The 13,249-nt window shown below is 41.3% G+C and carries 11 protein-coding genes, 1 pseudogene and 1 other annotated feature; of the genes and pseudogenes, 1 reads left to right on the forward strand and 11 read right to left on the reverse strand.

Going from position 1 to position 13,249, the window contains the following annotated elements:
• Nucleotides 1–59: 59 nt before the first annotated feature.
• From NSQ79_RS07495 to NSQ79_RS07505, 3 genes are all read right to left on the reverse strand, one after another.
• Complete coding sequence (locus NSQ79_RS07495; protein ID WP_037598693.1) at nt 60–263, reverse strand: hypothetical protein; 204 nt, start codon at nt 261–263, stop codon at nt 60–62.
• Nucleotides 264–292: 29 nt separating this feature from the next.
• On the reverse strand, nt 293–655 hold the full coding sequence (locus NSQ79_RS07500) for a hypothetical protein (RefSeq protein ID WP_250319948.1): 363 nt from the start codon (nt 653–655) through the stop codon (nt 293–295).
• A gap of 213 nt (nt 656–868) precedes the next feature.
• Complete coding sequence (locus NSQ79_RS07505; protein ID WP_164332264.1) at nt 869–1,486, reverse strand: SAP domain-containing protein; 618 nt, start codon at nt 1,484–1,486, stop codon at nt 869–871.
• A 160-nt stretch (nt 1,487–1,646) separates the two neighbouring features.
• Between NSQ79_RS07505 and NSQ79_RS07510 the strand changes: the two are divergent.
• Nucleotides 1,647–2,896, forward strand: a pseudogene (locus NSQ79_RS07510) (ISL3 family transposase).
• Nucleotides 2,897–3,094: 198 nt separating this feature from the next.
• Here NSQ79_RS07510 and rplL read toward each other — a convergent pair.
• The 8 genes from rplL to NSQ79_RS07550 form a co-directional block, all read right to left on the reverse strand.
• Nucleotides 3,095–3,463, reverse strand: a complete 369-nt coding sequence (gene rplL / locus NSQ79_RS07515; protein ID WP_037613517.1) for a 50S ribosomal protein L7/L12 — start codon at nt 3,461–3,463, stop codon at nt 3,095–3,097.
• 74 nt (nt 3,464–3,537) lie between these two features.
• Complete coding sequence (gene rplJ, locus NSQ79_RS07520; protein ID WP_021152203.1) at nt 3,538–4,041, reverse strand: 50S ribosomal protein L10; 504 nt, start codon at nt 4,039–4,041, stop codon at nt 3,538–3,540.
• Nucleotides 4,042–4,072: 31 nt separating this feature from the next.
• Nucleotides 4,073–4,209: a sequence feature (ribosomal protein L10 leader region), on the reverse strand.
• A gap of 122 nt (nt 4,210–4,331) precedes the next feature.
• Nucleotides 4,332–5,540, reverse strand: coding sequence for an ABC transporter permease (locus tag NSQ79_RS07525; protein WP_014633462.1), 1,209 nt, complete (start codon nt 5,538–5,540; stop codon nt 4,332–4,334).
• A 9-nt stretch (nt 5,541–5,549) separates the two neighbouring features.
• On the reverse strand, nt 5,550–6,254 hold the full coding sequence (locus tag NSQ79_RS07530; protein WP_045769013.1) for an ABC transporter ATP-binding protein: 705 nt from the start codon (nt 6,252–6,254) through the stop codon (nt 5,550–5,552).
• Nucleotides 6,247–7,500, reverse strand: coding sequence for an efflux RND transporter periplasmic adaptor subunit (locus NSQ79_RS07535; RefSeq protein ID WP_045769014.1), 1,254 nt, complete (start codon nt 7,498–7,500; stop codon nt 6,247–6,249). Before NSQ79_RS07535 ends, NSQ79_RS07530 begins: the two co-directional genes overlap by 8 nt.
• A gap of 62 nt (nt 7,501–7,562) precedes the next feature.
• Complete coding sequence (locus tag NSQ79_RS07540) at nt 7,563–8,318, reverse strand: class I SAM-dependent methyltransferase (RefSeq protein ID WP_049529400.1); 756 nt, start codon at nt 8,316–8,318, stop codon at nt 7,563–7,565.
• A gap of 366 nt (nt 8,319–8,684) precedes the next feature.
• Entirely contained in the window at nt 8,685–11,864 is a 3,180-nt protein-coding gene (gene carB, locus NSQ79_RS07545; protein WP_049529401.1) for a carbamoyl-phosphate synthase large subunit, read from the reverse strand.
• A 230-nt stretch (nt 11,865–12,094) separates the two neighbouring features.
• Nucleotides 12,095–13,183, reverse strand: coding sequence for a carbamoyl phosphate synthase small subunit (locus NSQ79_RS07550; protein ID WP_002885900.1), 1,089 nt, complete (start codon nt 13,181–13,183; stop codon nt 12,095–12,097).
• Nucleotides 13,184–13,249 lie beyond the last annotated feature (66 nt).

Genomic DNA, 13,249 nt, shown 5'->3' on the forward strand with positions numbered 1-13,249 from the left:
ATAATTCTTTCTTCAACTCAAAAAAGCTGATTTCTCAGCTTTTTAATCAATCATGGAGCTTATTTACTTTTGAATTGCATCGCTTCATCGCTCTGCACAAATTCTCGTTGAGCATCTGTTAATTCCTCAAGTTCATCACAGCCAATAAGTCCAAAGACTTCCATGCCATCTTTTGTACTTACGATGTATGCCTCAAGTTCTCTAGCTTTTTCAACATCTGACACTAAGTAAATATTCTTTTTAGTCATTACTTCATCAGTCATTTTACTCTCCTTCAACCCTTTATTTTTGTTTAATCTTCCCCCAATTTATCATGTTGGGCCCTGAAGGCGTATAATAGATCAAAATCTGAATCAAGTTTATTGTTGTCGTCAGCTTGTTCAGCCATCTTAGCATTTAAACTATTTTCCATCCTCCTAATACAATCCATTATCTTCCTTATCATTGTAAGGGTTTCAGAGGTAATTTTCAAGACTTCACTTGAATTTTCATTGTTTTTAATTTTATCTGAGCTTTTCATTTTCTGCTTTAGACGTTTTTCGATTTCGTCTAAACGTAGCTCTTTCATACTTTGTTGAAGTTCTGAAATGGCTGATACTGGCTCTAAAGGTTTTATCCTTTCAACCGTCAAATCCTCAATTTTTGTGACGTACATAATGACCTTTGCGCGTGCTTCTTCTTTTTCATTATGACCTGGTATATAGATATTCTTGCACACCGCAAATTATTTTTACTATCAAGCTTCAGAACGTCTTGAAAATAAAATTTCTAACATCAATAATGCAATTGATGAATCTCAAAGCCAGTATCCAATAAAGCTGAGAACGTCTTTAATACTTTATATTCCGTTCGACAAACTTGAAGTTGTTTACTTACAGTACTCCTCTATTTTGTAGATATATTCTTTTAGAAGTCTCCGTGAATAAATTTTTTTATTTTTTGAATCTCTAACTTCTTTCCAAAGTATAGCCGCAACTTTTAACTTGTTGGAGTAATGATTGCTAAATTCATCTGCACAAAAGTCTTTTAGAAATTGATTCCATTGGCAAGCTGAATTATCATACTTGGCGTAGTCTGACTCTCCATAGTATATTTTAATCATATCTTGGATTGTAAAATTTATGTTGTTGTCCCGTTTTACTTTTCGCCAAGCTGTTGCCATATCAGCATTAAATTTAAACGAATTAACACCTGTTACAGCTGAAAAATAATCACGAAATTTCTGATTAAAGGAAAACCCACATTCAAGTAATGATGTATTTAGGGTTATTATTTCGGTTTGATTTTTGTTTCTTTTCCTCAAAAATTTTTCTACTCTATTTCCCTTAAAATATTGTTCTATAATATGATTTAATTCTTTTTTTGTACATCTGTATTCTAATCCAAGGTACTTACAAATTTGTGAAAGCTCTTCTCGATACCAGTAGTATCTGTTAAATTCTTCAAATGATTTTATATCTCTAAAATCAGGTCTGTTTTCTTCCAAATGCTCACCTCTACAACTCCAAATTTATCTTATTATATCGGCTCTATAATTTCTGTAGTGGGTAAAACCACTGTAGAGATTATAGAGCTTTTTGAATGCAGACAAAAAGTCCCATAAGAACTATAATGAAAAGCAACCAAACCATCATTAGGAAGAACTTATGAGACTTATTAAGAATACCACAGAATTAATCGGAATTAAAGACCAAAATATCAATATTTCACTTGTTTTTGAAACTGATACTCATATCGAGATTCAAGCAAAACTTGATTATCCTGCACCATCATGTCCTCATTGCCATGGAAAGATGATCAAGTACGACTTTCAAAAGCCTTCTAAAATCCCTCTTCTTGAGCAAGCTGGAACTCCAACACTACTACGTCTGAAAAAACGTCGTTTCCAGTGTAAAAGTTGTAGACGAGTCACGGTAGCTGAGACATCTATCGTTGAGAAAAACTGCCAAATCTCCAATCTAGTCCGACAAAAGGTTACACAACTCCTAACTGAGAAGGTGGCATTAACGGATATTGCCAGAAGACTTCGCGTGTCAACGTCCACTGTTTATCGTAAGCTTGACCAATTCACTTTCAAGGAACATTATGACAAACTTCCAGCTGTTATGTCCTGGGATGAGTTTGGGTTCAAGAAAGGTGACTTGGTTTTTATCGCTCAAAACTATGAGACCAACGAGCTCATAACCATCCTTGATAATCGTCGCCAAACTACTATACGAAACTACTTTTTGAAGTATCCATTGGAAGATCGCCAAAAGGTACAGTTTATCACAATGGATATGTCTGGAGCCTATATCCCACTAGCCCGCAGACTCTTTCCAAACGCCAAAATCGTTCTTGATCGTTTCCACATTATCCAGCACCTTGGTAGAGCATTTTTAAAGACTAGAATTGCAATCATGAACCAGTTCGATAAGAAGTCTCTACCCTATCGAGCCTTGAAAAATCACTGGCGTCTCTTTCAAAAAGACAGCCGTAAGCTATCGCTCAACTCTTTCTATTCAAAGACCTTCCGACAAACTGTAGTACCACATGAAATCATTGAGAAGACATTGGTCTTTTCAGAAGAGCTCGCTAATGCCTACAAACTTTATCAGCTTTTGCTTTTTCACTTTCAGGAGAAGAGGGTAGATGAGTTTTTTGAGTTAATAGAGGAGAACATGAGCAAGGTCAATCACTCCTTTCAAACGGTCTTTAGGACTTTTCTTAGACACAAGCAATACATCAAGAATGCGCTAGAAACTGACTATTCAAACGCGAAACTCGAAGCGACTAACAAGTTGATTAAAGACATCAAACGGTTGGGCTTCGGTTTTAGAAACTTCATCAACTTTAAGAAACGTGTCTTCATCACTCTAAACATAAAAAAAGAGAAGACCTATCAGGTCCTCTCTAGATGTTAGCTTTTCGTCACCCACTACAGTTGACAAAGAGCCATTATATCATGATTTTGAGTAAAAAAATAAACCCCACCAAGGTTTAATCTTGGTGGGGTTCTAGTGGGGAATGAAATTATTCCACCGATTTTTAATCGCTCTAAGCAATCATTAAACCTTGATTTACTAGGCTTTTGCAATCAAATTTTGGTACTCTATTATTTAAGAGTAACTGAAGCTCCAGCTTCTTCAAGTTTAGCTTTAAGTTCTTCAGCTTCAGCTGCAGCAACACCTTCTTTAAGAACTGATGGTGCACCGTCAACGATAGCTTTAGCTTCTTTAAGACCTTCGCCTGTGATTTCACGAACAACTTTGATAACAGCAACTTTCTTGTCGCCTGCAGATGTCAATTCAACGTCGAATGAATCTTTAGCAGCACCAGCGTCAGCAGCACCAGCTGCAGCAGCAGCTACAGGAGCAGCAGCAGTTACGCCAAATTCTTCTTCGATAGCTTTTACAAGGTCGTTCAATTCAAGGATTGAAGCTTCTTTAATTTCAGCAATAATGTTTTCAATGTTCAATGCCATTGTGATTTCCTCCAAATGTGTTTTTTAATATAGTGTTTTAAACGTAGCTTAGGCTACGAGTTGTGAAGATGGGCTTATGCAGCACCGTCTTCTTTGCTTTCTGCAACCGCTTTGACAGCGTATGCAACGTTGCGCACTGGCGCTTGAAGTACAGAAAGGAGCATAGAAAGCATACCTTCTTTGTTTGGAAGTGATGCAAGAGCGTTGATTTCTTCGACTGAAGTGAACGCACCGTCAACAACACCACCTTTGATTTCAAGAGCTTCTGCGTCTTTAGCAAATTCGCTAATAACTTTTGCTGGTGCGATAACATCTTCATTTGAGAATGCTACTGCAGATGGTCCAACGAAAAGTTCTTTAAGGTCTTCAAGACCTGCTTCTTCAGCTGCACGAGTCAAGATTGAGTTTTTGATAACTTTAAATTCAACGCCTGATTCACGAAGATTACGACGAAGAACGGTATCTTGGTCAACTGTAAGTCCACGAGAGTCAACAACAACGATAGATGATGCTGCTTTCATTTTCTCAGCGACGATAGCAACTTGTTCAGCTTTTTTAGCAATAATAGCTTCACTCATTAGTAGTTTTACCTCCGTTTTTATTTTTGGGCTAGGCACAAAAAAATCGTACCTAAACCTAGACACGAAAGTACAATACGTTACAAAAAAATAGTTACGTTTTGTGCCTCGGTTGGATGTTTATGAGTTTAACTCCCCAACTGTCTTAGGTCAGTTTTTTCAAACCTTATATATAATATCATGACCTAAATCAGACGTCAAGAAAAAAATGCAAATTTTTTTATTTTTTTCTCTATCTTTTTTGAAAAGCATTAAACCTCTCAAAATCCAAAGATTTCAAGAGGTTATGTCTAATCATATCTAAGTGCTTCGATAGGATCAAGTTTCGAAGCTTTATTAGCCGGTAGGAGACCAAAGATAATTCCTACGGCTGCTGAGAAGGCAATGCTTCCCATGGCTACACCAAGAGAGACTGTCGCTTTAAGATCCATGGCACTCCCGATTGGTCCAACGACTAGGGCCGCAAAGCCTAGCCCAATCAAACCTCCCAGGATGGTCAAAACCATAGACTCAATCAGAAACTGTGTCAAGATTTTACGACGTGTAGCACCTAAAGCCTTACGAAGACCAATCTCTCGTGTCCGCTCAGTTACTGAAACCAACATGATGTTCATAACACCGATTCCACCAACTAAGAGTGAAATCCCAGCAATAGCACCGACAACGGTGGTAATCGTTCCAAAGATTGTGTTCACCTGATCTAAGGCCGAGCTCATATCTGCTGCCTTGTACTCCCCGTTATCATCTTGGGCCAACTGGGTCAAGCGTTTGGCAGCATCCTTAGCGACACTACTACTATTTTTCACATCGGTCACATGGAAAAAAATCTGGCCAATAGCATCAGTGTTATTTTCAGCTGCTAACTGGGTATTGGCCACAAGAGCTGTTCCAATTTCACCATAGGCACCGATTGCTGTGTCTTTATTCTTATAAACACCAATCACACGATAATCATTTTTCCCAATAGTAACCACTTGGTTAAGGGCATCCTCATTCGTCTCAAAGAGTTTTTTAGCCACCATCTGATCAATGACAATGACTCGTGAAAAGTTTTTATAATCATTGTCTTGCAAGGAACGTCCTGTCAACATCTCTAACTTTTTAGCTTTAAAGTAGCCCTGGCTGGCACCTGTGATATTAACATTCTTCACAGTCTTTTTCTGGAGGGAGATAGAGGAAGTTAGGCTGTTGGTCACAAAATAACTATCGATACCAGGCGTCTGCCTAGCCACTTGCTCCAACCAAACTTCTTTAACCGGTTTGGTCGGATGTGACAGGTCCGCATAGGCAGGATCTAGCTCCTCACCCTTGGCTTCATAGTAGACTTGAACAGTATCCTTATCACCTGTCACACTATCGGTAACACTCTGACGCATCCCATTTCCTAGACCCATGATAAGTACTACCGCAGCAACACCAATGATAATCCCCAACATGGTCAGGAAGGACCGCATCTTGTGAGAACGAATAGAACTAAGAGCAAATTTCCAATTTTCCATTCTTACCTCCTAGTCTATCCGAACGCTGTCCGTTGTGTCTTGGGTGATTTCCCCATCACGGATGACAATCTTACGTCGGGCATAATCCGCAATCTCAGGTTCATGGGTAACCATGACAATGGTCTTCCCTTCTCGGTTTAGCTGGGTTAAGAGATCCATAATCTGGGTTCCTGTCTTGGTATCAAGCGCACCCGTAGGTTCATCCGCCAAAATGATTGCTGGATCGTTAGACAGTGCACGCGCAATAGCCACCCTTTGCTTCTGTCCACCAGACAGCTCTGACGGCAAATGATGGCTGCGGTCTGACAAGCCGACTTTTTCCAAGAATTGTTGTGCCCTTTGCTTACGTTCACGTGGAGATTTCCCCGCATAAATCAGGGGAAGCTCTACATTCTTTTGGGCACTTAACTTTGGCAAGAGAAAAAACTGCTGAAAGATAAAACCAATCTGGTCATTTCTTACCTTAGCCAAGCGGTTTTCAGAAAGCTCAGCTACATCCTCACCCTCGAGTTGATAGGAACCTGTTGTCGGTTGATCTAGAAGTCCAATAATATTCATGAGGGTTGATTTTCCTGATCCAGAAGGGCCCATGATTGCCACGAAGTCACCTTCATCAACTGATAAGTCAATCCCCTTAAGGACCTGCAAGGACTCCTGACCATTTTTGAAAGACTTGGTGATGCCTTTTAAGACCATAAGTGCTGGCTTAGTCACTAGACTTCACCTCTTCTCCAATAGTCTCTTTTGATTTTTTGCTATCGGCATCTGTCACATCCTTCAGGGTCTCTCCATCCTTAAAGGATTTCTCAGCCTTAGTAATAACCTTTTGACCTTCTTTAAGTCCTGAGGCAATTTCTTGTTGCTTAGCATCTGCATTGCCAAGTTTAACCTTGACCTGCTTGATTTTTTGACTCTCGTCATCGTAAACCCAGACGTAGTTGTCAGAGCCTTTCTTGGTCACAGCAGTTACTGGAACTAACAGGGCATCATCATCTTTGGTCACTTCAAGGGATACATTGAAACCTTGCTTGAGCTTGCCTATAGGACTGGTCAATTGAACCTTGTATTCATACTGGGAACCTGTCTGTCCTGAATTGCTAGATGTACCTGCTGACTGACTGGCATTTTGCTTAGGATAATTGGAAACGTAGCTGACTTTCCCTGTCCAAGTTTGATCAGGGTATACCTTGGAAGTAATCTTGACCTTTTGACCAACTGAAATATTTGGAATGTCATATTCCGTTAAGGTTCCTTGAATCTCAAATTGGCCTTCACTGGTCACATGAACTAGAGTCTGGCTCTCTTTTGAAGCAGGGTCCACAGAGTCCGCAACTTCCACAACTGTCCCATTAACATCTGAAACAATGACTGTTTGGTTGAGAACGTCTTGTGCCTTTTCTAGCTCTGAGGCTGCGTTAGCAACGGCATCATTATAATCTTGCAAGGTTTGGTAATTACTTGCCTCGGTTTGCTGACGCTGTTGAGGGCTAACGGTAGTCGTCGAATCATCCTCATCCGAATCACTACTTGTTTGTGCCGAAGCCACAGGAGCTGTCCCATACTGTTGGAAATAATTACGGTCACGAACTGCCTTATTATAGGCACGACTAGCCGTATCATATGCTGCTTGGGCAGAGGTACTGTCGTATTGGACCAGTTGCTGACCAACGCTAACTTCCTCACCAACAGAAACTGTCACAGTGGCATTGCGTCCAATGGTATTGTCAAAATAAACGTACTGTTCCGACTGAGCCTTCACCATGCCAGTCAGAAGGGTGGACGAGGCCAACTGCCCCTTGGTTACCTTACTTGCTGTAGGGGACTCGGAAGCCTTATCATCTTTGCCACCACCTGCAAAAAGGTTAAAACCTAGGACCAAAAGGACAAGGAAGCCAATTCCTCCAATGATCCAAACCCTTTTTTTATTTTTAAATAACTTTGGACTGATTTTTTTTCGCATAGGTCTCTCTTTTCTTTTGTATCGTATAAATAAAACAATTGTAATACTTTTAACTTTCAGTGTCAATGGCCTTCGCTTAAATCCATAACACCATAGTGCAGCTTTTGATTGGGACGAACCTGGCGTTCGAACCCTAGTTCCTCAAAAACGGTATCTCGAAAATGCGCCTTGATGATAATTTTTTCTCGTGCGACACGCTTAGCCTCATTTAACCATTCTTCAGTCAGACGGCTGCCATTAGCTAGAGGTTTGATAGCTTGTAGATTTTCCGATTCCTTGATAGTCTCTGAAAACATAGGATCGGCATAGATGATATCAAAAGAGTGATCAGCCTGGTATTTCAAAAAGGATAAGCTATCGCTCTTAATAGCCTTAATAGAACGCATCGCTTTTTCAAGCTGCTTGTCATCTGTCTGATATGTGGCCAGACCACGAGAAACCACCTGAAAAATCACTTCTTGACTCTCAAGGGCTGTCACCTTATTTCCCGCTGCCGCCATAACTAGACTATCGGAAGCCAAACCCATAGTCGTGTCTAGAATAGACTTGGTAGACGAACCTAAAAGATTGACTAGAGCATCGTGTGGCGCCTTAATCCGAAGAACTGCCGTATCTGGATGAAAGGACAGCTCACTGACATCCGCATTGACAAAAGACAATCTGTCTTTATATAGAAGATAAAAAGCTCCAAATCGCTCTAAACATTTTGCCAAGGATAACTTGCGACGAGGCTGGTAGTCAACTCCTAACTCGTGAGCTAGTTCTTGGGCACGCGCAATCAAGGTCTCATTTTCACGTAAAGATGTGGTAATAATCATGTTTCTAGTATAGCAGAATCTTAGGAAACAAAACCATAGTCTTAGCTTTCATTTTAATTTGTTAGCTTACATTTGTGTAAGAAAAAAGCCCCAGCAAGGCTGAGACTCAGAACATAATTAAACTATTTTTAAATATGAAATAGATTTTGCGAACCTAGTAAGCTTATACCGAGATTTTTCGCAGTGATAAAAACGTCTGAAACGATTAGTTTCAGACGTTCGGAAGTTTTGAGACTTTCGGCTCAAAACTTAGTCATGGAACTTCGCAGAAGGTCGCTGACGTCCGCCATCACTTAAGAAAAGTCTCAAAAGAAAACTTTGTCTTCAATAAAAAAGCCCCAGCAAAGCTGAGACTTTATTTCGTGATTAGATAGCTTCTGTTGTAAAGCTACGGCTTTCAAGCACACGCACCATAGCATCTGCTGTATCAAGCGCTGTGAAGAGTGGAATTCCAGCTTCAATAGCTGAGCTACGGATAGCTGCTCCGTCTTCGTCATAAGTACGTTTGTTACCAACCGTATTGATAATGGCTTGCGCTTTACCTGTACGAACGAGGGCTGGAATGTCATTATCATCATTTTCACCCAATTTGTTAACAAGCGTTGCGTGAACCCCGTGTTCATTCAAGAACTTAGCAGTTCCTTCAGTCGCGTAGATACCATAACCGATAGCATCGAAACGACGGGCCAAGTCAAGGGCTTCTTCTTTAGTATCATCATGAATAGTAAAGATAACATTACCAAAGGTTGGCAAGTGGAGGTACGAAGCTTCAAAGGCTTTATAGAGCGCTTTTTCAAGAGTCGCATCTGTACCCATAACTTCACCAGTTGATTTCATTTCAGGTCCAAGGAGGCTATCTACCTTAGCCAATTTTGTGAATGAGAAGACTGGTGCTTTGACATGGACATGGTTACTTTCTGAGTAAAGACCATCTTTGTAACCTTGCTCAGCCAATGATTTACCAAGAATCAAGTTTGTAGCAACTTGAGCCATTGGGATATCAGTCACCTTAGACAAGAATGGTACGGTACGACTGGCACGTGGGTTAACCTCGATAACATAGACCGTTTCATCCTTAATAACGAACTGAATGTTCATCATACCGATACAGTTAAGACCAATAGCCAAGCGTTTAGTGTAGTCAGCGATAGTCTCTTGGATTTTCTTAGAAAGGGTTTGTGGTGGGTAAACTGCCATTGAGTCCCCTGAGTGAACCCCTGCACGTTCGATGTGTTCCATGATACCTGGAATCAAGACATCCTTACCATCAGAGATGGCATCCACTTCACACTCGCGTCCGATGATATAGCTATCAACAAGGACTGGGTGGTCTGGACTTGCCTTAACGGCTGTACGCATGTAAGAACGAAGGTCATCTTCATTTTCAACGATTTCCATGGCACGTCCACCCAAAACGTATGACGGACGAACAAGAACTGGGAAGCCAATCTTACGAGCTGCTTCAACCGCTTCTTCTTCATTTGTCGCTGTTTGTCCTGGTGGTTGTGGGATATCAAGGTCTTTAAGGGCTTGTTCAAAGAGGTCACGGTCTTCGGCACGGTCAAGGTCAGCAACCTGTGTACCCAAGATTTTCACACCAGCTTTAGATAATGGCTCTGCCAAGTTGATAGCTGTTTGTCCACCAAACTGAACCACGACACCCTTAGGTTGTTCCAATTCGATAACGTTCATCACGTCTTCGAAAGTCAATGGTTCGAAGTAAAGTTTATCTGAAACTGAGAAGTCTGTTGAAACTGTCTCAGGGTTAGAGTTCATGATGATAGCTTCGTAACCTGCAGCCTGGATAGCTTTTACAGAGTGAACTGTCGCATAGTCGAACTCAACCCCTTGTCCGATACGGATAGGACCTGAACCAAGAACGATGACAGATTCTTTATCAGATTTGATTGATTCATTTTCCCACTCGTAAGTTGAGTAGAAATATGGTGTTGATGACTCGAACTCAGCCGCACAGGTATCGACCATCTTGTAGACAGGAACAATGTTATTTTCCAAACGTGTCGTACGAACTTGGTCGGCTGTTTGATTCCAAAGATCAGCAATCTTACGGTCAGAGAAACCGTTACGTTTAGCTTCTTTCAAAACTTCAACATCGCCTACGTGAGTAGCCAGTTCTTGTTCCAATTCAAAGATATGGAGCAATTTGTCAAGGAAGAAGATATCAATCTTAGTCAACTCTGACAATTCTTCAATAGTATATCCACGACGGATGGCTTCAGAGAGGTAGAAGAGACGGTCGTCTTGAGCTTTGACAATCTTCTCAACCAAAGCATCGTCTGTGACGTCCGCAAGCTCAGGCATTTCATTGTGGTAAACACCGATTTCAAGTGAACGGCAGGCTTTAAGAAGTGATTCTTCGATGTTACGACCGATAGCCATAACTTCACCTGTTGCTTTCATTTGAGTACCAAGACGACGTTCACCGTGTTCAAATTTATCAAATGGGAAACGTGGAATCTTAGCAACCACATAGTCAAGAGCTGGTTCAAACATAGCGTAAGTTGTACCAGTGACTGGGTTAATCATTTCATCAAGTGTCAAACCAACAGCGATCTTGGCTGCCAATTTGGCGATTGGGTAACCAGTTGCTTTTGAGGCAAGGGCTGATGAACGTGATACACGAGGGTTTACTTCGATAACATAGTACTTGAAGCTATTAGGGTCAAGAGCCAACTGTACGTTACAGCCACCCTCAATTTTAAGGGCACGGATAATCTTCAAGCTGGCATCACGAAGCATTTGGTTTTCAATATCTGACAAGGTTTGCGTTGGGGCAAATACGATTGAGTCCCCTGTGTGGATACCAACTGGGTCAAAGTTTTCCATGTTACATACCACAAGAGCATTGTCTGCGGCATCACGCATAACTTCGTATTCGATTTCCTTGAAACCAGCGATAGAACGTTCAATCAAACATTGTGTTACTGGTGACAATTTCAAGCCATTTTCGGCGATTTCACGAAGTTCTTCTTCGTTGGCACACATACCACCACCAGTACCACCAAGGGTAAAGGCAGGACGCACGATAACTGGGTAACCAATTTCTGTCGCAAAGGCAACTGCTTCTTCAACCGTATTGACAATTTCAGATTCTGGAATAGGTTGTTCCAAATCTTCCATCAATTGTTTGAAGAGGTCACGGTCTTCGGCTTGGTCAATGGCAGACAATTTTGTTCCCAAAAGCTCTACTCCGAGTTCTTCAAGAATACCAGCTTTTGACAATTCCATTGCCATGTTCAAACCAGTTTGTCCCCCAAGTGTTGGCAAGAGGGCATCAGGACGCTCTTTACGAAGAATACGTGTGACAAATTCAAGCGTAATTGGTTCAATGTAAACCTTATCTGCGATTTCTTTATCAGTCATGATTGTCGCAGGGTTAGAGTTGACAAGGACAACACTGTAACCTTCTTCTTTCAAGGCCAAGCAGGCTTGCGTACCAGCGTAGTCGAACTCAGCAGCCTGACCAATGATGATAGGACCAGACCCGATAACCATAATTTTTTTAATATCAGAACGTTTAGGCATAATTTATGATACAAAGCCCGTTAAGGACCCAGTGAAAATAGGAAACGTGACGACGACGCCCAAGCGTCTAGTCACCGTTTATCTTTTTCACACAGTCCTTAGGGCGTGTTCACTTCCGTGAACCTGTATCTTCTCCTTTCTATTTGACAACTCTCTGGTTGTCATTAAATAAGGTAGTAGACTGGGGAGAACAAGAGTCACACCCCACTATAGTCACTAGACAGTTGCAATTAACGACGTGCTTTTTCAGCCTGGAAAGCATCAATCAATTCCAAGAACTCATCAAAGAGATAGCTAGCATCGTGTGGACCAGGTGCTGCATCTGGGTGGAATTGCACTGAGAATGCAGGGAAGTCACGGTGACGAACACCTTCAACTGACTTATCGTTAATTTCTTCATGTGTTACCATGAGGCAATCTGGAAGTGACTCACGGTCAATGGCATAACCATGGTTTTGGCTAGTGAAATCAACACGACCAGTCGCAATTTCACGAACCGCGTGGTTAAATCCACGGTGACCAAACTTCATCTTGTAGGCCTTGGCACCATTAGCCAAACTAAACAACTGGTGACCCATACAAATACCAAAGATTGGAATTTTACCTTGGATGCCACGAATCATATCAAGTGCGTACGGTACATCTTCAGGGTTACCTGGACCATTTGACAACATCACACCATCTGGATTGAGGTGGAGAATTTCTTCAGCAGTGATATCATGTGGCACAACAGTCACGTTACAATCACGTTTTGAAAACTCACGCAAGATAGAGTGCTTGAGACCAAAGTCAACCAAAACGATATTTTTACCAACACCTGGTGCTGGGTAAGCTGTCTTAGTTGATACCTGCTCAATATTGTTGGTTGGCAAAACAGTCGCACGCAATTGATCTTGCAAGTGCTCAATACTGTCACCAGGGCTGGCCAAAGTGGCTTTCATAGTACCGTGTTGACGGATAATCTTAGTCAAGGCACGTGTATCAATACCAGAGATACCAGGGATGTTTTTCGCTTTCAAAAACTCATCCAAGGTCATTTGGTTACGCCAGTTGCTGGCACGACGGCTGGCCTCTGACACAACGACACCCTTAGTCGTTGGCTTAATTGACTCATAGTCGTCACGGTTAACACCATAGTTACCAACAAGTGGATAAGTAAAAGTCAAAATTTGACCATTGTAAGACTGGTCTGTGATAGATTCTTGATAACCTGTCATACCAGTATTAAAGACGATTTCACCCGTCACATCCACATCAGCACCGAAGGCCTGACCTTCAAAAATAGTGCCGTCTTCCAAAATAAGTAAACGTTTTGCCATTATAGTAAATTGTTCCTTTCACTAAGATACAAAGGGCGTTAAAATCTGAATGAAAAGCAAATCTGA

Origin of the sequence: Streptococcus sp. FSL W7-1342 (assembly GCF_037966635.1) — a bacterium.
GTDB classification, from domain to species: Bacteria; Bacillota; Bacilli; order Lactobacillales; family Streptococcaceae; genus Streptococcus; species Streptococcus salivarius_D.

Coding starts and splice junctions, on each gene's coding strand:
- NSQ79_RS07495 (WP_037598693.1), bottom strand. CDS start 263: ATGACTGATGAAGTAATGACTAAAAAGAATATTTACTTAGTGTCAGAT.
- NSQ79_RS07500 (WP_250319948.1), bottom strand. CDS start 655: ATGTACGTCACAAAAATTGAGGATTTGACGGTTGAAAGGATAAAACCT.
- rplL (WP_037613517.1), bottom strand. CDS start 3,463: ATGGCATTGAACATTGAAAACATTATTGCTGAAATTAAAGAAGCTTCA.
- rplJ (WP_021152203.1), bottom strand. CDS start 4,041: ATGAGTGAAGCTATTATTGCTAAAAAAGCTGAACAAGTTGCTATCGTC.
- NSQ79_RS07525 (WP_014633462.1), bottom strand. CDS start 5,540: ATGGAAAATTGGAAATTTGCTCTTAGTTCTATTCGTTCTCACAAGATG.
- NSQ79_RS07535 (WP_045769014.1), bottom strand. CDS start 7,500: ATGCGAAAAAAAATCAGTCCAAAGTTATTTAAAAATAAAAAAAGGGTT.
- NSQ79_RS07540 (WP_049529400.1), bottom strand. CDS start 8,318: ATGATTATTACCACATCTTTACGTGAAAATGAGACCTTGATTGCGCGT.
- carB (WP_049529401.1), bottom strand. CDS start 11,864: ATGCCTAAACGTTCTGATATTAAAAAAATTATGGTTATCGGGTCTGGT.
- NSQ79_RS07550 (WP_002885900.1), bottom strand. CDS start 13,183: ATGGCAAAACGTTTACTTATTTTGGAAGACGGCACTATTTTTGAAGGT.